This is a genomic window from Microcoleus sp. Pol8_D6 (genome assembly GCF_036700965.1).
In the GTDB taxonomy this organism is placed as follows: Bacteria; Cyanobacteriota; Cyanobacteriia; order Cyanobacteriales; family Microcoleaceae; genus Microcoleus.
Map to the genome: position 1 here is coordinate 9806 of NZ_JAUBPW010000079.1, position 20242 is coordinate 30047.

The 20242-nt window shown below is 46.2% G+C and carries 16 protein-coding genes; 6 read left to right on the plus strand and 10 right to left on the minus strand.

Translation table 11 applies throughout. From position 1 onward, the window contains the following. The 4 genes from QUA10_RS24650 to QUA10_RS24665 all read right to left on the minus strand — a co-directional run. On the minus strand, nucleotides 1–3053 hold a 3053-nt coding region (locus QUA10_RS24650; RefSeq protein ID WP_333086399.1), incomplete at its 3' end, for a DUF4347 domain-containing protein. An 841-nt stretch (nucleotides 3054–3894) separates the two neighbouring features. Further along, entirely contained in the window at nucleotides 3895–6006 is a 2112-nt protein-coding gene (locus QUA10_RS24655; RefSeq protein ID WP_333085181.1) for a prolyl oligopeptidase family serine peptidase, read from the minus strand. A 346-nt stretch (nucleotides 6007–6352) separates the two neighbouring features. After that, on the minus strand, nucleotides 6353–6946 hold the full coding sequence (recR, locus tag QUA10_RS24660) for a recombination mediator RecR (protein ID WP_333085182.1): 594 nt from the start codon (nucleotides 6944–6946) through the stop codon (nucleotides 6353–6355). Nucleotides 6947–7098: 152 nt separating this feature from the next. Further along, the gene (locus QUA10_RS24665) at nucleotides 7099–7467 is read right to left on the minus strand and encodes a translation initiation factor (protein WP_333085183.1); all 369 of its coding nucleotides are present in this window, start codon (nucleotides 7465–7467) and stop codon (nucleotides 7099–7101) included. 240 nt (nucleotides 7468–7707) lie between these two features. On the opposite strand from QUA10_RS24665, the gene trpB reads away from it, so the two are divergent. The 3 genes from trpB to QUA10_RS24680 all read left to right on the plus strand — a co-directional run bounded on the left by trpB (nucleotide 7708) and on the right by QUA10_RS24680 (nucleotide 10473). Further along, nucleotides 7708–8946 (plus strand): tryptophan synthase subunit beta, encoded by a 1239-nt coding sequence (gene trpB / locus QUA10_RS24670; protein ID WP_333085184.1) that lies wholly within the window; start codon nucleotides 7708–7710, stop codon nucleotides 8944–8946. A 276-nt stretch (nucleotides 8947–9222) separates the two neighbouring features. Then, nucleotides 9223–9729 (plus strand): CAP domain-containing protein, encoded by a 507-nt coding sequence (locus tag QUA10_RS24675; RefSeq protein ID WP_333085185.1) that lies wholly within the window; start codon nucleotides 9223–9225, stop codon nucleotides 9727–9729. 111 nt (nucleotides 9730–9840) lie between these two features. After that, on the plus strand, nucleotides 9841–10473 hold the full coding sequence (locus tag QUA10_RS24680; protein ID WP_333085186.1) for a ribonuclease D: 633 nt from the start codon (nucleotides 9841–9843) through the stop codon (nucleotides 10471–10473). 271 nt (nucleotides 10474–10744) lie between these two features. Here the strand turns inward: QUA10_RS24680 and QUA10_RS24685 are convergent, their stop codons facing one another. Both QUA10_RS24685 and QUA10_RS24690 read right to left on the minus strand, forming a co-directional pair. After that, nucleotides 10745–11812 (minus strand): hypothetical protein, encoded by a 1068-nt coding sequence (locus tag QUA10_RS24685; RefSeq protein WP_333085187.1) that lies wholly within the window; start codon nucleotides 11810–11812, stop codon nucleotides 10745–10747. Nucleotides 11813–12416: 604 nt separating this feature from the next. Continuing rightward, nucleotides 12417–13544, minus strand: coding sequence for a HetZ-related protein 2 (locus tag QUA10_RS24690; RefSeq protein ID WP_333085188.1), 1128 nt, complete (start codon nucleotides 13542–13544; stop codon nucleotides 12417–12419). Between the two features lie 146 nt (nucleotides 13545–13690). Between QUA10_RS24690 and glyS the strand changes: the two genes are divergently transcribed. Both glyS and murD read left to right on the plus strand, forming a co-directional pair. After that, nucleotides 13691–15853, plus strand: coding sequence for a glycine--tRNA ligase subunit beta (glyS, locus tag QUA10_RS24695; RefSeq protein WP_333085189.1), 2163 nt, complete (start codon nucleotides 13691–13693; stop codon nucleotides 15851–15853). A 437-nt stretch (nucleotides 15854–16290) separates the two neighbouring features. Then, a complete protein-coding gene (murD, locus tag QUA10_RS24700) occupies nucleotides 16291–17637 on the plus strand; it encodes a UDP-N-acetylmuramoyl-L-alanine--D-glutamate ligase (RefSeq protein WP_333085190.1) in 1347 nt (448 codons plus the stop codon). A gap of 134 nt (nucleotides 17638–17771) precedes the next feature. Here the strand turns inward: murD and QUA10_RS24705 are convergent, their stop codons facing one another. From QUA10_RS24705 to QUA10_RS24720, 4 genes are all read right to left on the minus strand, one after another. Beyond that, nucleotides 17772–17945 carry a hypothetical protein gene (locus QUA10_RS24705; RefSeq protein ID WP_333086400.1) on the minus strand — a complete coding sequence of 58 codons (174 nt, stop codon included), beginning with the start codon at nucleotides 17943–17945 and terminating at the stop codon, nucleotides 17772–17774. Between the two features lie 36 nt (nucleotides 17946–17981). After that, on the minus strand, nucleotides 17982–18341 hold the full coding sequence (locus tag QUA10_RS24710; RefSeq protein ID WP_333085192.1) for a hypothetical protein: 360 nt from the start codon (nucleotides 18339–18341) through the stop codon (nucleotides 17982–17984). Next, the gene (locus QUA10_RS24715) at nucleotides 18310–18492 is read right to left on the minus strand and encodes a hypothetical protein (protein WP_333085193.1); all 183 of its coding nucleotides are present in this window, start codon (nucleotides 18490–18492) and stop codon (nucleotides 18310–18312) included. The genes QUA10_RS24710 and QUA10_RS24715 overlap by 32 nt, the downstream gene beginning before the upstream one ends. A 187-nt stretch (nucleotides 18493–18679) precedes the next feature. Next, nucleotides 18680–19090: an MAPEG family protein gene (locus QUA10_RS24720; protein ID WP_333085194.1), complete on the minus strand. Its 411-nt coding sequence runs from the start codon at nucleotides 19088–19090 to the stop codon at nucleotides 18680–18682. 578 nt (nucleotides 19091–19668) lie between these two features. Between QUA10_RS24720 and QUA10_RS24725 the strand changes: the two genes are divergently transcribed. Beyond that, a complete protein-coding gene (locus QUA10_RS24725) occupies nucleotides 19669–20187 on the plus strand; it encodes a DUF389 domain-containing protein (protein ID WP_333086401.1) in 519 nt (172 codons plus the stop codon). Nucleotides 20188–20242 lie beyond the last annotated feature (55 nt).

Sequence of the window (20242 nt, forward strand, 5' to 3'; positions counted from 1 at the left end):
TTGGCTGGATCTCCTAAAAACAGGACTCCTTGGTCTGCTGGGGGCAGGGTGTTGATGGTGTAAGAGGCGATCAACCCTTCCGGGTCACTTCCTCCCAATCCAGGCACGGGGGCGCTGCTGTTTGGCCCTACCGTGAGGTTAGTAGGTGTCGCTACTGGTGGTTGGTTGGGTGTCGTTCCTGTTAAACCGAGATTCGCGTTAGCTGGGGGGCTAACTGCGCCGCTGTTATCTGTGGCGCTGTAGGTAAAATTGGCTCCGGTAAAGCTACCTGTGGATTGGAAAAATAGTTGCTGCAACTGTGCTGGAGTCAGGACTTGACCTGGTGTCACTGGTACGCCGCCGTTGGCTGGATCTCCTAAAAACAGGACTCCTTGGTCTGCTGGGGGCAGGGTGTTGATGGTGTAAGAGGCGATCAACCCGTCGAGGTCGGGGTCGCTGCCTCCCAATCCCGTGACTAACTGGCTGCTGTTGGGCCCTAGGCTGGAGTTGGCAGGGTTGGCAACTGGCGGTTGGTTGGGAGTCGGTGCTGGTGTCAGAGGTGTGGTGAATGTAGATGCGTTGTTGCCCGGAGTGGGGTCAGCGGTAGTTGAGGTACTTCTGGCGGTGTTGCTGACGCTGCCGGATGCAGGTGCGATGAAGCTGACTGTGTTGGTGACGGTGACACCGCTGGCTAAGCTGGGAACGGGCGCGAAGGTGACAATACCTGTATTGTCATCGTAGACACCGCCGTTGACTCCTATTAAGCCGGGAAGGATGGTGTCGGTAATGGTGACGTTTTCGGCTGTGCTGGGGCCGTTGTTGACTGTGGAAATTGTGTAAGTAACTATTTCACCCGGTGCTGCTGCCGTAGTCCCGGTTTTGCTGGTAACAACGTCGGCACTAGGTGTCAGAGTTGTGGTGAAGGTAGCCAGCGGATCAGTGCCGTTGTTGTTTTCAGGAAAAGGATCTGGGGTAGCTGAGGTATTTGTGGCGGTGTTGCTGACGCTGCCTGATGGAGGTGCGATGAAGCTGACTGTGTTGATGGCGCTGGCTGTGTTGGTTAAAGTGACAGCCGGGAAGGTGACAATACCTGTAACGCCATCGTAAGTGCCACCGTTGGATACGGTCACTCCTGTTAAATTCGCAACAATGCTATCAGTAACGGTGACGTTTTCGGCTGTGCTGGGGCCGTTGTTGACTGTCGAAATTGTGTAACTAACTGTGGCACCCGGTGCTGCTGCCGTAGTCCCGGTTTTGCTGGTAACAACATCGGCAAGAGCAGCAACAATTGTAGTTGAGACTTGAGAGATGGGTTGGGAACTATTGTTGTTAGCTAGATTTGGGTCGAAAGTGCTGGATGTGCTATAGGCAGTGTTAGTTAAGGGAGCGGTGACTGTTGGGGAAACTGTGGCGGTGATGGTGCGGGTTTGGCTAGCACCGTTAGCCAGAGTCGGAATCGCCGGCCAGATGACCGTCCTCGTTGTGGGATTGTATGTGGCGAGGTCGGAGGCCCCGACGAAACTTAAGCCTGCGGGCAGGGGATCTTGAATGAGGACGCTTTCGGCGCTGTCTGGCCCGTTATTTGTGGAGGTAATCGTATAGGTAATGGTGCTATTGGGTATGGCAAACAGCGGGCCTTTTTTAACAATGGAAACGTCGGCTACGAGTGTAGGTTGATTTATACTTTCGATGATGACATTGTTAACTTCGTGAATGTTTGTGTTTCCCCCTGTCGAGGCAGCAAATCCAAATTTAAAAGTTGGGGGTACTTCTCCGTTTATGGTTTCCAAATTTGGTATATCGATCAGTGTTTCACCCGCATCAAATGTGCCGTTCATGTTCACGTCGAAGGCAACTGTTAGACGGTTAGGTGTTGCTGAAATAGTTGGAAATAATGTAATTTGAACGGTTCTTTTAGCCTCAGCCCGAATGGTTGTATCTTTATTGTCTATCCCAATGGAAACGCCAGTCAAACTGTTAGTTAAAAGACTAGAACCTAAAAATTTATAATTTTCGGTTGGGATTGTGCTTGCCCTGCCTCTAAGTCCTACTGCATCAGGTAGCTGGTCAGTTCCATTGTTGGGTATGCTGCCACCCTGTTTTCCAGCAATAGTGCTAGAATAATTGCCAAACTCGTCTAATCCGACACCTAAATAACCTCCTACAATACCCGGTGAATTTGAATTAGTATTCTGAGCATAGCCGAGAGAGCCGCCAAAGCCTCCGGCTTCTGTTGGCGTAGCTGTTCCGTCAATGAGGAAAAAACTAATCCCATCCGCACCAAGGAACGGACCACCCGGAGGAGGGACAGTACCTCTGTTATAGGCAAAGAAATCAAAGGTAACTCTCAGACCTTCAGTTGCCGAGATGGGGTTATTGTAGATTACAAAAGCTGCTTGGTTTAATTGATTTGATGTTAATCTCAAAGTACCTTGTCCCTCTGGATCGCCAGTCCCTAAAGCGGGAATAACGCCGTTGGGATTGGTGGCACCTGCGGTTAAGCCGGGGCTAGGTGTAAGGGTGTTGCCAACTCCATATATCCAAGGCCCGATTGCTGTTGAATTTTTAAATTCTTCAGCCGCTAAGGTAGCCAGGACTGATGTGTAGCCTTCTAGGACTTCTTTGTCAAAGGCTATTTCGGTATTTATTTGTCCTGTAGTAATTTCTAATTCCCAGTTGCCACCTAATGCTGCACTCCCTGTTAAATTATTGGAAGCCGCAACATTTGCTCCTGTTATTTCGCTGAGTTTTTGTATGAATTTTCGACCTGATTCCCCGGCGCCTGTATTGCAACTTAACAGCAGAATACTACCTGTTTCGTTGAGAGCTTTACCCCACTGCTGCAATTGGCTGGCATAGGTTTCTATATTGTGAATATTGAGTTCTGTTGAGCCGATTTCTACTGATGCTGATGCGCCGTGAGCAACTATTTGAATGCTGTTGAGGCTGTGCCGCGAGGCTGCAATTTCGGCAATTTGTTCGATTCCATCCCGGGTTCTATCGAGCAGGATTACTTCTGTATCGCGTTTCACTCCCCTGAGAAACTGTTGGTAGTTTTCTACTTTTGAATCCACAATCGCTAGATTTATTCGGAGAGAGGTCTCTGCTTTATAGCTAGTTTGTCTCAAGATTTTAGTATCCATATTGGTAGATTTCCGTGTTTGTGTAGATGACAAATTTGACAGATTAGGGAGGGTTTTCATTTTTGGTTGATTTAGTTGCTAAATCTAAGCTACCCCTTTTCATACATGACGATAAACTTTCAACTATAAAGTTTTTATCATTATTTTTTTATGATATATAATAGTTGCCTATATTTGTTATTTGTGATGTTAGTCAATCATTAGACAGGATTTACTGCGATCGCCCTTGGATGTCCTGATGCGGCCGATGGCTGCAAATTCTAACATGAATAAGGGGTAACAGCCTTTGTATTAGCGAAGATGGTCTATTTTTGGGGAAAATGATATCAGGTCTAAGGTTAGTTATATGGTAAATTACTTACGGATTTATCAGCATAAGGGGTCTAACCCCTCATAGTGCTGTTCTTAGTCTGGTGATATCGAGGCTGGCTCAGACAGCTTGAACCGTAAATATACTGAAAATATTAATTTCCTAAAAATTGGCAGATTTTGACTTTGAGGTGCGATCGCTGTTGAAAGTTGAGAGTACCGCATTTCTAGAGATTTATACTTATACTAATTTGGCATCGAGTAAACTCACAGCACTGTAATAATAGCAACTCAAAGCTACAAAAGTTAACAAAAAAACTTGACAAATTATATATGTTAATACCAGGATTGCGGTGACAAAAAAGAACGATCGCCCTTGAATTCAAAAAGTACGATCGCCCTTTACACCCTCTTTATATCTAAATCATCAAACTGCGTCGATCGCACCTCCAAATGCGGCTTGCTAAGCGTCAATATCGAGTTCGCGCACTAAAAAAGCCCATTCATCAGCCAATTCTTCAATCACTTTAGCAGTAGGTTTGCCGCCCCCGTGTCCCGCTTTAGTTTCAATGCGAATTAACACTGGTTTTTCTCCCGCGTGGGTTTCTTGCAAAGCAGAAGCAAACTTGAAACTGTGGGCCGGAACCACGCGATCGTCGTGATCGGCAGTTGTAATCATTGTCGCCGGATAAGCCGTTCCCGGTTTGAGATTGTGCAGGGGAGAATAGCCGTAAATTGTCGGAAATTCCTCGGCATTTTCGGGAGAACCGTATTCCGAAGTCCAGGCCCAACCAATGGTAAACTTGTGGAATCGCAGCATATCCATAACGCCGACTGCGGGCAATGCCGCACCGAACAATTCCGGCCGCTGAGTCATACAAGCTCCCACTAATAAACCGCCGTTGCTACCACCTGCGATCGCCAATTTTGCCGGTTTGGTGTACTTGTTTTCGATCAACCATTCAGCACCAGCTATAAAGTCATCAAACACGTTTTGCTTATTCAACTTTGTGCCTGCTTGGTGCCATGATTCGCCGTACTCGCCGCCCCCCCGCAAACAGGCGATCGCATAAACTCCGCCCAGATCCAGCCATACGACATTGCTAATCGAAAAACTCGGAGTTAGGGACACGCCAAAACCGCCGTATCCGTAAAGATAAGTGGGGTTATTGCCATCAAACTGCAAGCCTTTTTTGTGGGTGATAAACATGGGGACTTGCGTACCGTCTTTACTTGGGTAAAATACTTGTTTTGTCTCGTAATCTTCGGGATTAAAATCGACTTTTGGCTGCCGATAAATCGTACTTTCATCTGTCACCATATTGTAGTGATAGATGATGTTAGGTGCAGTGAAACTGGTGTAAGCATAAAAAGTTTCGGTGTCGTGCCGCTTGCCGCTGAATCCTCCCGCCGAACCGATTCCGGGCAAGGCAACTTCTCGCACGAAAGAGCCGTCTAAGTTGAAAATTTTAATCTGGGTGTAGGCGTCTTTCAAGTAGGAAGCGACAAATTGATTGTTCAGGAGGCCTATGCCTTCGAGAGTTTCTGCTGCTTCGGGGATAATTTCTGTGAACCCCCCCTCTCTGGGCGACGGGGGAGTTTCATCACAAGCGAGGGATGAGGGAGGTTGGTTGTTGGTGTCGATCGCAATTACGCGGCCCAACGGTGCATTTAAGTTTGTTTGAAACCAGAAAAGAGAGCCTTCATTGTCGATGAAACTGTACTCAGCCTCGAATTCGCTAATCAGTTCTACAACGGTTGATTCCGGTGCAGTTAAATCCTTGTAAAAAATCAAGTTTTTGGTTTCAGTTCCCTGCCAAACTGAGATAATCAAGTATTTGCCATCTTCGGTGACGCCACCGCTAAATCCCCACTCTTTCTGGTCGGGTCGCTCGTAGATTAATACATCTTCAGATTGTGGCGTACCGAGTTGGTGGTAAAACAGTTTTTGGTAATAATTAACGTCTTCGTGCTTGCTTTTTTCGTTGGGTTCGTCGTAGCGACTATAAAAAAAGCCTTTGCCATCGTGAGTCCAGGAGGCTCCTGAAAATTTAATCCACTTTAAATGGTCTGATAAATCTTCGCCGGTTGCCACATCACGGACTTTCCATTCCTGCCAGTCGGAACCGGAACTTGACAAACCGTAGGCCATATATTTGCCGTCTTCGCTGATAGCTATCCCACCCAGAGCAACGGTTCCATCTTCTGAGAGAGTGTTGGGGTCAATTAATACTTTTGGTTCGCTGTCGAGGGATGTTAACGTGTAGAGTACCGATTGATTTTGTAGACCGTCATTCTTGTAGTAGAAATAGCGATCTCCTTCTTTGAAAGGTATGCCGTATTTCTCGTAATCCCAAAGTTGAGTCAGGCGCTGTTTGATTTTTTGCCGCGCCGGAATTTCGTTGAGGTAGCCAAAGGTAACTTGATTTTGGGCTTCCACCCAAGCTTGGGTTTCCTCAGAGTCGGGATTTTCCAGCCACCTGTAAGGGTCAGATACTTTGACGCCGTGGTAGTCGTCTGTTTGGTCGATTTTGCGGGTTATGGGGTAGGTGAAAGGTCGATCGAATTTAGTCATGATTTTTTACTCTCGGTAACTTTGTCCAGTTTACCCTTTCGCGGCAGTGACGACAGGGAACAACGAAACTCAAGACCAAATAGCAAATACCAAATACCCGACAGGTTTCAACCTGTCGCTACACAGACAAAACCCGCCGACGCGGGTTTCATATCTTACAAATTTGTCATTACGAGCCTCAGCGAAGCAATCGCAGAAGCTTAGGATATAGCTGCCGTCGCATCAATTGTAAACTCTTCATCCTCTCTTCTCTTCCTACCCTTCGGGAACGGCTTCGCCGAACGTGTCCTTGGCGTGTTCGCCGTTCGTTTCTCTTATTTTTAAATCAGCCATCACCCGTTTTCAACTAATCCAATTCCCTCCTTCCTTCCAAAGCGCGAGCCAATGTAACTTCATCGGCATATTCCAAATCTCCCCCCATCGGCAAACCAAAAGCTATGCGCGTCACTAAGGTAAAAGGTTTTAATAAGTGACCGATATAAAGAGTAGTTGTTTCGCCTTCCACGCTGGGACTAATAGCAATAATTACTTCCTTAACCTTTTGCTGACTGACGCGCCGGACTAACGGTTGAATGTTCAATTGTTCCGGGCCAATTCCATCCATCGGTGAGATAACGCCCCCAACAACGTGATATTTACCCATATATTCCCGCGTTTTTTCTAAAGCGATTACGTCGCGGGATTCTGACACTACACAAATGGTATGACTGTCGCGGTTGGGATTGCGGCAAATTTCGCAAACAGGGTCAGCAGATAAGTGAAAGCATACTTGACAGAAACCTACTTGCTGTTTGGCATCAATCAAAGATTTAGCTAGGGCTTGCACTTCTTCTTCCGGTCGCTTCAAAATATGTAAAGCGAGCCGCTGGGCTGTTTTTGGGCCGACTCCGGGCAAGCGCTGCAATTGTTCGATTAAACGAGCTAAAGGTCGAGTGTACATTAAAAATTAGCGGTAATTGGTAATATCATTTCTGGTTGATTCGCGACAATATAATTTGTGCGATGTAGGGGCGGGTTTTACTAACCATCTATGTTTAAAACTAAGTATATCATAAACCAGCCCCGCCCATATACTGATGATTATTGACTAATTTACCCTCCACTAATTTTAGCTTTGTAGCCTAACTTTGTGATAATTCCTAGCAGCTTTTGCTTGTGTTCGCCTTGAATTTCGATTTCATTATCTTTGACTGTGCCGCCAGTACCGCATTGGGCTTTTAGCTGCTTGGCTAAAGTTGCTAATGTTTCGGGTTTTTCCTGAAAGCCGCTGATGACTGTAACTGTTTTGCCGCCGCGTCCTTTTCGGGATGCTTCGATTTTGAGGTTTTGTTGATTGGGGGGAACTTCGGCAACTCCCCGTTGGAGGGCTGCCGAGTTGTCAACGTTGCCGAATTCGGAGTAAACTATTCGTTTGCCCTCGGTTGTTTTGCTGTCAGAATCTTTGCGTTTGGATGCTGCCATAGGTTAAGATGCTTGAACTTTTTTTACTGGTATTTCTAGTTTTAGCGGATTGGGGTATGGTTGCGATCGCTCGGAATGCCATCTATCTTCTACTTATTGTATTAGCCCGTCAAGCGTTCAAGGAATTATAATGAAATTTGTTTGATCGGCTCCAGTCCACAACCAATTTGGTACGATCGACACCAAGCCTCTAGCTTACCCGCGAATCTAAAAAATCTAAAATCTAAAATCTAAAATCAAATGACAGTCACCCCCCTGCATCTCACCACCGAAACCAGCGCCCAACGCCCCGACTCCCTCGGCAGATTCGGCAAATTCGGCGGCAAATACGTCCCCGAAACCCTGATGCCGGCTTTATTTGAACTAGAAGCCGCTTTCCACAAATACCGCAGCGAACCGGAATTTCAACAGCAACTCCAACAATTGCTCAAAGATTATGTCGGCCGCCCCAGCCCTTTGTATTTTGCCGAACGCCTCACCGAACACTACGCTAAAGCAGACGGAACTGGCCCGCAAATTTACCTCAAACGCGAAGATTTAAACCACACCGGAGCTCACAAAATTAACAACGCTTTAGCTCAAGCATTGTTAGCAAAACGTATGGGCAAAAAGCGCGTAATTGCTGAAACTGGTGCTGGTCAACACGGCGTTGCTACTGCCACAGTTTGCGCTCGTTTCGGTATAGAATGCGTTGTCTACATGGGCGTTCACGACATGGAAAGACAGGCTTTAAATGTGTTTAGAATGCGCTTGATGGGAGCCGAAGTGCGGCCGGTGGCTGCGGGTACGGGAACGCTGAAAGATGCGACTTCCGAAGCAATTCGCGACTGGGTGACAAATGTCGAAACAACTCATTACATCCTCGGTTCCGTGGCGGGCCCGCATCCTTACCCGATGATGGTACGCGATTTCCATGCGGTAATTGGTGAAGAAACGCGCGCTCAGTGTCAGGAAAAGTGGGGCGGTTTGCCGGATATTTTATTAGCTTGCGTCGGCGGCGGTTCTAATGCAATGGGTCTTTTCCATGAGTTTGTCGGGGAAGAAACTGTCAGATTGATCGGTATTGAAGCGGCGGGCGAAGGTGTGGAAACTGATAAACACGCTGCTACTTTGACTAAGGGAAGTGTGGGAGTTCTACACGGGGCGATGAGTTATTTGCTGCAAGATAATGAAGGTCAAGTAATCGAGCCGCATTCGATTAGTGCGGGTTTGGATTATCCGGGTGTGGGGCCGGAACACAGTTATTTGAAGGATGCGGGTCGAGCTGAATATTATAGCGTAACTGATGCAGAAGCGCTGGAAGCATTTCAGCGGCTTTCGCAGTTGGAGGGGATTATTCCGGCTTTGGAAACTTCTCATGCGATCGCCTATTTGGAGACTCTCTGCCCGCAGCTAACAGGCAATCCGCGCATTGTGCTTAACTGTTCCGGACGCGGCGACAAAGACGTGAACACTGTAGCGAAGGTTCTGAATATCTAGGTTAGCGGAATGTGGGGCGATCGCTCTGTAGGAATTGGTAACAATTAATTGGTGTCAACTTCAGACTAAAATCCTTTGTATCTCTTGTTTGTATCGAAGTCTAGATCCCCCCTAGCCCCCCTTAATAAGGGGGGGACTGGAAGCGCTCTTTCGTCCCCCTTATTAAGGTAGATTTAGGGGGATCGAGAGGCTCATCGTCAGACGGTATACTCATACTACTTTTGGCATTAAGTTGACACTAATGGTAACAATTAACTTTATTTCTCGTTTGATTTCATGTCCAAAGGTTTGATTTCGATTTGCTTGGGATTGTTGACAATCCTGCCTAAGTGTGACACCTTCCTTCCTACGCGATCGCTGCCACAAACTCCCATGAATACTAATGTTGCTTCGAGTGCTATTACTGACTTAGAAAAAGCGGTTAACCAACAGATAAATCAATACCGAGCATCTAAAAAATTGCCACCGCTGAGTATCGATCCGCGAATCACTCAGATAGCAAGAATTCACAGCGAAAATATGGCTAAGGGTAAAGTCAGTTTTAGTCACGATGGATTTGAGGGGCGGGCGAAAGCAATTACAATTCCTTATCAAAGTGTAGCTGAAAATCTTGCTTACAATTTTGGCTACAACGACCCGGTACGCAATGCTGTTGAGGGTTGGATTAAAAGTGACGGTCACCGTAAGAATATGGAAGGTCAGTTTAATGTGACTGGTATTGGGGTTGCCAAAAATGCTAAAGGCGAGTATTATTTTACTCAGCTTTTTGTTCGCAGTCGGTAATTTGAAGGAAGAAGGAAGAGGGAAGAAGGAAGAGGGAAGAGGGAAGAAGGAAGAAGGCAGTCAACAGTCAACAGTCAACAGTCAACAGTCAACAGTTAACAGTTACCAATAATGGAATTTGCAGATTTTCAAGTGTGCGATGGTGATATTCCCGATTCTCTCTTATCTTATTATTTGACTGCGCCGGCGATCGCGGTTGATACGGAAACAATGGGTTTGCTACCTTGGCGCGATCGCTTGTGTTTGGTTCAGTTGTGCAATCCCGAAGGTAAAGTTGCAGTGGTGCGGATTGCCAAAGGCCAGACAGCAGCACCGAATTTAAAGAAGTTAATGGAAGCCGAAAATATTGAGAAAGTATTTCATTTTGCGCGCTTTGATATGGCAACGATGCGTTACAATTTAAGTATTCACATTGCACCAGTTTTCTGCACAAAGCTAGCTAGTAAACTTGCTAGAACTTACACCAACAAACACGGATTGAAAGAATTAATTCTAGAACTTGAAAAGGTAGAATTAAATAAAACATCTCAAAGTTCCGACTGGGGAAATGCGACTAATCTTTCTGACGAGCAACTAAATTATGCTGCTAACGATGTCCGCTATTTGCTGAGCGCTAAACAAAAGTTGACTGCTATGTTGCAGCGAGAAGAACGCTGGGAAATTGCACAGCAATGTTTTCAGTGTTTGCCAGTTTTTGTGAGTTTGGATTTATTGCAATACAACAATGTTTTCGAGCACGGCTAATACCATTTTAGATTTTAGATTTTAGATTTTAGATTGGCAATGACTGATGGCTACCAGGGTTTAGAACACGAGCATACAATTGCATTCTTTTTTGGAACTGGTATAATATTCTGTCACCTCGTAGAACTGCCATAAAATTGGTTTGTAGTGAAGACTTGAGTTATCATAAAACTCGCTCGGAATTTAGTCCTCACTACAAACATAATTATTATTATTATTTGACCGAACTTGATGTGAGTTAAAAAAATTCAAAACCGTGATCTATGGCTGATTAGGACTGATCAGGATTGTGTTCGTGCAGTAAAGCTTCAATTTGGTCGTCAACATTTCTAATCACCTGTTCCAAAGCGGGCAACCCCTCTAAAGGCACAGGAGAAAGCCGAGTTCGATCGCGAATTTGATTCACTTTACGCTGCAATTCTTCGGCCAGCCGCAGTGCGTCCCGACTCAAAGTAGACAACTGCTGCTGCTGGTAAAACCTCAAAGCTGCCCCCCGCAAAACTTGCAGGGTGGCTTCTTCCTTGCCACCCACCGTCATTACCCGCAAGCGCAACAGCAAATGAGTGTTTTGATATATGCGCTCAACTTCGACTTGTTTGGGCTGTTCCACCGGGCAAACAGGCATATCTGTCAGCCGCTTCAACTCGTCGATGACCTCTTGGAAAAGGACGATATCAATACCTTCGAGCATCGATTTTAAAACGCCATCTTGACTCCAAAGAATCCGGCCTTGGGACTGGTGGCGCTCAAAAAATAGGCGGCCGATTCCCTCTCGCAGCACTCTACCGAGCAATTCTTGTAGGAGTTGGGGCGCGGGCAAAGTTGCCAAAACTTCCACTTGGCTTGACAAGTGCAAGGCCTCGACATTCAAAACCGATAGCTGTGTCGGTGTCGGGGGAACCTCAGCGGCAGCAGGTTTAAACGGCTCAGGAGGGGGCATCGAGGGTTCTGGCACAGACAGCAGCGTTGCTGCATTGGGGCCTGAAGTTGCTGGTGCGGATTTTTTGGCTGTTGGGGCTGGGGCGGTTTCTGTCTGGCTCGGTTCTCGGAGTTGGTTCCCGTGCAGTAAGTAAGCTGAGAGCATCGAGCGCTGAGTTTCCGAGGCAATTGGCTCTGTTGTGACTGAGCAATTCATGTAAGCTAAAATCCGCTGCACGTAGTCCAAGGCGGAGTCATCTTGGGCATCGACTACGCCCAATTTAAACAGATTACCTTCTAGAGATAAAGGCAAAACTTGATAATAAAGGCAAGCTTCAAAGGGGACAACAGTGTCGATTAGGTGAAATATTCGATCGGAGTCCATTGTAGCTGCCGAGTGTGTTGAAGATGTATGTACCATTAGCTGCTTTGTAGTTGGAAGCGCGATCGAGCGCGACGCACCAACCTGATGCGATAAAATTAAACGCTGCAACTTCCCTGACGGAGGAATTGGTCTAACAACCGGAAGCTTTTCTTAAATAAAAATTCTTAGTCCCAGAATTTTCTCCCTTCTGTATTGCAGCCTCAAACTCTACCAAAAGATTGAGAACTAGATGATGACTAGCGCACTCTAGACCCACTATCATCGATCGCCCGATGTTGATGCCCGTGGCTGGCAACAATAGAATTATATCTTTAATGCACAAGTATTAGAGATGCACCACAACCGATGATTTACGGGCTACCGCTGAATAGAGGATTGGCTAAAAAAGCCTGAAAAGTCGATCGTGCTGCTAGTATCTTACCTCAGAGAGTTAACTGTGAGCGTTTTGGAGCGCGATCGTCACGGCAGCGCTACGATATCCCGATCGATCTAACCTGAATTGATACAAGAGGCATGGCGCGGTTTTCCACGGGGAAACTCGCAGCACTCTGTGGCTTTTGGGGAATTGATTTGTAGCGCGGATTCTGAAAAATGCTACCGCCCATTAACAATTAGCAATTGCCCGCCACCCATTACCAATCTACTCGTTGCGGAGCGATTGAGCTGCTAAATAGAGTTTGCTCCACTCGCCGATGACTTGATTGGTTTTCAGTTTTAATTCAGATGCGATCATCTCTACACTTTTCCCTGCTTTCAAAGATTCTACCAACTGCCGCTGCACCGGTGTGAGGTCTTGTAAATATTGCTGCCACTGGGCGGGAGTCAAGCCCAAACTGTGTTCTTGGAGCGAAGTTTCCAGCCAGTTGGCGACTAATTCCGGTGCTTGTTTGACCGCAAAAACCCGAATCGCGTGGTAACTAACTTTTTCTCGCAAGCGGTAAATTTGCTTGATTGGAACATTCAACTCCTCGGCAATTGCCTCTTGGGAACGACCTTGCAGGTAAAGCTGCAGCCACCGGGAAGCCAGCGGATCGACTTCAGAGGCCAAGTAATTCTCAAATTCTTGTTGGACAATCTGCCGCTGAGTTTGCTGCTCTTCCCAAGCTTGATTTTCTCGATACTCGGACATCGCCTGTTCGTCTAGCAGGCTGAGCGGTTCGTCTGTATCGTCGGGTAGAACCTGTTCCGACACCAGCCGCACCCAGTCTCCAGCAGGCACTTGCGTCAACCCGCCGCGCTGAGCACGCCGCAGGTAGTTGACAAAACGGTACACCAGTAGCGGCTGGTTGCGGATCGGCCGCAAGCAGTATTCTTCTGTGCTCGCTAGCAGCAAAGCATTTCGCAGGCGTCTGTCTGAGGTGCATTCGGCAATCCAGGCGACTTGCTGCTGCAGGTAGCGATCGGAATTGAGCATTTCCTGAATCACTTCTTGCAGTACCTCCACCGCACTCCGCTGTCTGTCGCGACTCAGGGAAACCCACGCTTGGATTTTTTGCCGGAGCACAACTAAACCGCCGAGCCGCCCGATCAAGTTGCGGTAAGCTTTTTCTGGGGGTACTCCCAGATACCGAGAAATCAAAATTCGATATAAAAAGTCGATCGCACCAGAGGCGACAGACAATTGAGTTGGGCTAAGAGTGTCAAATCTTTCGGGATTGTCTCCCAACAGCCACCGGACAACACTCTCGCGAGTGCTAGAATTTTCCTCCGGGCAATCTTTTTCCAGTCGAGACTTCCAATCTTGTCCTAGTCTTTCCGCCAAGGTCATGGGCTGTCGAGAATATTGTCTTTCACCCCCGATTTTACGTGGTATCCTGGATTTTTGAGTATTTTTCAGATATTTCAGATATTATGATCGCGCGATCGGATAAATTACCTTAAATTACCCTAAACAAAATTCCATTACGGTGCGATATGCCTAACTTTTTATTAGAACTCGGTACAGAAGAATTGCCCGCATCTTTTGTCGCAAGCAGCGCCCAGCAGTGGCAGCGACTTGTACCTGCAACGCTGGCAGAAGAATCCTTGACAAATGACTCAATTAATGTATACGCTACTCCGAGGCGTTTGGCCGTTCTCGTGAAAGGACTGCCAGTTCAGCAATTAGATAGAGAAGAAGAGGTAAAAGGGCCGCCCGCGAGTTCGGCTTTTAAAGATGGCAAACCGACGAAAGCAGCCGAAGGTTTTGCGAAAAAGCAGGGCGTAGAAATTGATGCTTTGGAAGTTCGGGCTACGGATAAAGGCGATTTTGTGTTTGTGCTCAAAAAGATTCCGGGGCGGATGACAGCGGATATTTTGACAGAACTTGTGCCGCAGTGGATTAATAAGTTAGAAGGCAAAAGATTTATGCGGTGGGCTGACGGAGATTTGAAATTTCCGCGGCCGATTCGATCAATCGTGGCACTGTTGGATGATACTGTACTGCCAATTACATTGGTGAGCGGTTCGGATACGGTCAAGAGCGATCGAATTTCCCAAGGACACCGGGTGTTATACACCCCCCCTACACCTTCGGGGGGGGTCTCGATTCCCCAAGCCGAGGATTATGTCGAGTGTCTGCGGGCTGCTTGCGTGGAGGTTGATCGAACCCAGCGCAAAAATCAAATTAAAGCACAAGTAGAAGCCGCAGCGACAAAACAAGGCGGTTACGCCGACATTACCGAAGATTTGTTAGAAGAAGTCACCGACTTAGTAGAATGGCCGAACGCAGTTGTCGGTAAATTTGACGAGGAATTTTTGATATTGCCGCCGGAAGTAATCACCACAATTATTGTTACAAACCAGCGGTATTTTCCCATCCTCAAAAGCCCGGATTTTCCCGAACTTTTGCCCTATTTCATTACAATTTCCAACGGCGACCCGGCTAAAGCCGCGATTATTGCTGCTGGTAACGAGCGAGTAGTGCGGGCAAGATTGGCAGACGGTCAGTTTTTCTACAAAGCAGACTTGGTAAAGCCTCTAGAGGATTATTTGCCCAAGTTGGAAAAAGTTACTTTCCAGGAAGATTTGGGGACAGTACGCGCAAAAGTCGATCGGCTGTGTAAGATTTCCAGTTTAATTGTCAATCAACTGCAAATCAGAGAGGAAGAGCAAGGTGATGTAGCAAGAGCAGCCTTACTTTGCAAAGCCGACCTCGTAACCCAAATGGTTTACGAACTTCCCGAAATGCAAGGAATCATGGGGCAGAAATACGCCTTAGCAAGTGGCGAATCGGAACAAGTAGCCACAGCGATTTTTGAACATTATTTGCCCAAAGGTGCGGGCGACAATTTGCCCCAAACTCTCACAGGTCAAGTTGTCGCAATAGCCGACAAATTAGATACATTAGTCAGCATCTTCGGCTTGGGAATGTTGCCGACTGGTTCATCCGATCCCTTCGCCTTGCGCCGCGCAGCCAATGCAATAACTAACATTATTTGGGCGGCTCAGTTGCCAGTCAACTTGCACAAATTGCTCGCAGAAGTGGTTGCAGAATTTACCGCAGCCCGCCCGCAAACCTCGGCGGATTTGCTGGATCAGTTATATGAGTTTTTCTTGCAAAGAATTCGTACTTTGTTGCAAGAAGAAAAAAACGTAGATTACGATTTGGTGAATGCAGTTTTGGGAGAAAATGACCCAGAATATACTGAACGAGCATTGAGAGATTTGTTGGACGCACTGGAAAGAGCGCTTTTCCTACAACAAATCCGCAATAACCAGACTTTGGATCTAATTTACGAAACAGTCAACCGTTCAACTCGTTTGGCGGCTCAAGGTGATTTGGATAAAATAGAATTGGAACCGAAAGCGGCGGTGAAACCAGATTTATTTCAAAAGTCATCTGAACAAGCTTTTTACGATGCAGTCGTGCAGTTAGTGCCGCAAACGCTGCTATCCAAACAAACTCGCAATTACCAGCAGTTAGTAGATAGTTTGACGGAAATTGCTCCGACTGTCAGCAACTTTTTCGACGGGCCAGAAAGCGTTTTGGTGATGGATTCTGACCCGGAAATTAAGCAAAATCGGTTGAATTTACTGGGGCTGCTGCGGAATCACGCGCGGGTGTTGGCTGACTTTGGGGCGATCGTCAAAAGTTAGAATTGAGAATATTTGAGTCAGCCTGGGATTGAAAACCTCCGCTTCAGTCCACCGGGGGTTGAAACCCTCGTCTCAAAGCGAAAGTCCTCGCTCTGAGGACTGAAACCCTGACATACCATAATTTTCAGTCAGTTTTAACTGACTTTAGCTGTTAGACAGGGGTTTTCAACCCCTGGCGGGCCTGGGGGAAAACGAGGAGGCCTGTAGGCAAACCAACTTGAGAAACGTACTTGTTAAAAATCGGGATCGAAATAACATTAAAGCTTACCAATAAAAGTAGTACATCTATTAGGATTGTTTCCGAACCGCGCGAGTCTGAGCAGAGTTCGATCGCTCTCTTAAAAAATAAGCAAAATGGCCAATAGTCAATAACCAATTCAAGGTTAAAATATAAACTTATAAAACCAGGGAAATTCGCTCCATCACACACACAACTTATGCCGATAGCTCATATCATTGGACTAGGAAAATCAGGAATTGCCGCCGCCAGACTGCTCAAACGCGAAGGATGGGAAGTAACGCTGAGCGATCGCTCATCTTCCCCAAACTTGCTCGAACAGCAACAGGAATTTGCTAATGAAGGAATTAACGTTGAGTTAGGTAAATCCTTGGAACCAGTCGAATCGATAGAATTAATAGTAGTAAGTCCGGGCGTTCCCTGGGACAGTCCAGCATTAGTGCGCGCCAGAGATTTAGGTATTGAAACAATCGGAGAAATGGCTCTCGCGTGGCGTTACCTCAAATCTCCTTGGGTGGGAATTACCGGCACTAACGGCAAAACTACTACTACTGCTTTAATTGCTGCTATTTTTGCAGAGGCCGGGCTTTATGCTCCCGCTTGCGGCAATATTGGCTATGCTGCGTGCGAATTAGCTTTAGCAGAAAAACCGCCGGATTGGGTAATTGCAGAAATCAGCAGCTATCAGATAGAATCCTCGCCATTTGTAGCGCCGCGAATCGGAGTTTTGACGACTTTGACGCCGGATCACCTCAGCCGCCACAAAACGTTAGAAAATTACTACAACATTAAAGCACATTTGCTCAAAAAGTCTGAATTGCAAGTAATTAACGGCGACGATCCTTGTTTGCGCCAGCAAGGAGTTGACGTTTGGCCGGATGCGTGTTGGACGAGTGTCAAAGGTGAAAAAGAACTGTTGGGAAATAAAGATTTTGGAGCCTATATTCAAGATGGTTGGGTAATAGCTCAAAGCGAGAAAATTCTACCTGCTGATTCTTTGCGGATGGTGGGAGAACACAATTTGCAGAATTTGTTAATGGCGGTGGCGGCGGCTAATTTGGCGGGGATAGACAAAAGTGCGATCGCCCAGGCGATCGCTAAATTCCCCGGAGTTTCGCACCGCCTCGAACACATCTGCACTTGGGAAGGCATAGATTTCATCAACGACAGCAAAGCTACTAATTATGACGCCGCGCAAGTCGGGTTAGCTTCTGTGAGCGCACCGGCGATTTTAATTGCGGGCGGTGACGCCAAAGAAGGGGACGATCGCGCTTGGATTGATACAATCAAGGCGAAAGCTTCTGGGGTGTTGCTAATTGGGGATGCGGCAGGTATTTTTGCCGATCGGCTCGAACAAGCAAATTACAACGCTTGGGAAATAGTCGAAACAATGGAACGAGCAATCCCGCGAGCCGCAGAATTAGGCAAACAGAACAACGCTAAAGTCGTGCTGCTTTCGCCAGCTTGTGCTAGCTTCGATCAATACCAAAACTTCGAGCAACGAGGCGATCATTTCCGCCAATTATGCCTCGAATCCCTAGTTTAGATATTTTATTGTTCGCTGTGTACAAATTAAGATTGTTATACACAGCGAACACTAACCAAATTCAATCTGCGTTCATCCGCGTCTATCGGCTTACATCTGCGGTTAAAAATTAAAACCTCTGATTTCCGCCTACTTTAACTAACCGTCTTCCAAATATCTTTAATTTTCGCCTGTTGTTCCCATTCTAGCTCATAAAAAACTAGCATCATTTCCTCATGAGTGTAATCAATAATTATTGCCGCCAATTGAGCGGCAGTTTGCGCTTTCAGCATGGCTAGTTTCAACGTGGTCATTCCTTCTTTATCCATCAACACTAAACCTTGGATTTTTACCTCACTTTTATTTTAATTTTGCCTGCAAGTATCTGTTAATTTTGCCTTAAAATCAGCAATCTTAGCAGCATTTACTGTGTCAAAATTGTGCGAAGTTATTTTAACTTGGCTGCAAAGCTGAGAGAGCAATTTTTCATCAATCTCCAGAATCTTGCCTTCGGAAGTGACTTTTTTTTGCAACAAAGTTGCGATTTCCCTTTCCAGTTGGCGATTTCCTTGTTGAAAGAAATCTTGAGAGTTAGAACGAAACAAACCGCTATTGACTTGCTGAATTTGGCTGGCTGTCAGCGATTGAGCCGAGACAGCAGCCGGAAATGCAAAAGATGCTGCTAGCCACCAGCTAGAAATTATCTGTTTGAGAATGCTGTTCATAACTGTCGGGAGGATTTTTTACCTCAATTGGTTTCTCGTCTTCTGACTCGCTTGCTAATTCATCTTCTTGTTCAAGTTTTTCTTGCCACTCGACAAGCTGCTGAAAAAGTTTCGGGTTAATTTCAAATACGGGTTTGTTGATTTCTGACATATTTACTCCTGAAGGTGATTGAAAGACTTGGATTTAACTGGTTCCCTGGCAGAGCCAGGGAACCGCTGTCGAGAGGCTCAGCCTCGCTTTTTCAGCAGGAAAATTGGAGGCTGAGCCTCCGGATCTGCGTTACCACGCTGAGCCGGGAAACGAGTAGAAAAACAATTATGTCGATCGGAATTTACGCTCAAACCTTCAGCAGCGACATAATTATGCCAGTTAAAGACCCACCAAGCAAAACTAAAGTAGCTAAGGTACTAATGCCAAATCCTGCCGCTCTTTTTTCAGCAGCTTGATAGTAACCCCAAGCAAACAAAATGCGTCCAATTATCCAAACTGCGCCGATACCGGCGCCCCAAATTGGGCTGATAAATTGCGAGAACAGCCACAGCGAGGGCAAAAATAGAATCATTTGCTCTAAGGTATTTTGCTGAACTCGCACCACTCGCTCAAAGTCTGGGTTTCCTGTCATCTGCGGGGGAGAAACTTTGTATTTGAATCTAGCTCTGCCGACGTTGATGGTAACAACGAAGTAGAGAATTAATGCTGAAACAGTAATTAGACTAGGCCAAAGTGTGGCGTTTGCTTCTGCGAGCATGATTCGGTATTATTGGGGTGGACTATATATCTTGATTATAAATCAATAATTGTCGATCGCGTTATTCATAGCCATCCCGTCATTCCATGCACGGAATGTGATTCAACTGCTGGCTATTAGCGACGCGACAATTGCTTTCGGATTCTGGGACATCCTCGAAAACTTGCTGGCTGGGATTTTGATTCTTTTGACTGCACCTGCACAGGGAGACAAGCCCCCGACTCTTCTCGTGAGTCACCCCAAATTTTAGACCCTAGTTCAAGCTCCTAGATTCATTTGTGGAGTAAATCTAAAATCTCAAATCGCTGGAGTAAATCTAAAATCTCAAATCGACTGGGTAGCCCCAAATTTTAGACTTTTGTTCAAGCTACCAGATTCATCAGTGGAGTAAATTTAAAATCTAAAATTTGAAATCTAAAATCTAAAATCTAAAATCTAAAATCGACTGACCTTACCTGCATACGGATACAAGCCCCAGATTTAAGGAGATTATTTTGCTCAACAATATTCGAGACAGTCTTAAATATTTCACCAGGAGCAGGATTCCTCGAGAGCATTTAAAGCAAATACGAGTTGACTTGTTGGAAGAATCAACCCTAGATATTAACTATCTTGTCTTAATTCTCGGCTCCTGTATAATCGCCACCTTTGGACTGCTTTCCAACAGTGCGGCCGTCATCATCGGTGCTATGATCATCGCTCCTCTGATGTTGCCAATCCGAGGGTTAGCGTTTGGAGCCGTAGAAGGTAACGTTCTCCTCTTCCGCAAAAGTTTAATTGCATTATCAGTCGGGACGCTGCTAGCAATTTTTCTAGCTTGTTTTTTGGGAGCTTTGATACAAATTCCCGACTTTGGGAGCGAAGTTCTAGCTCGTTCTAAACCTACACTACTAGACTTAGGAATTGCGATCGCCGCTGGGGGAATCAGCGGCTATGCAAAAGTTCAGCCCAAAGTTTCTGCTACTCTGGCTGGAACTGCGATCGCCGTGGCTCTCATGCCGCCAATTTGTGTTATAGGTTTAGGCTTATCTCAAGCTAATTGGTCGCTCAGTTTGGGAGCAAGCCTCCTGTATCTTACTAAGCTGTTGTGCATTTAAAACGCATATTGTATTATACAATATAACCATATTTATGAAAAGTCAATGCCGAGTA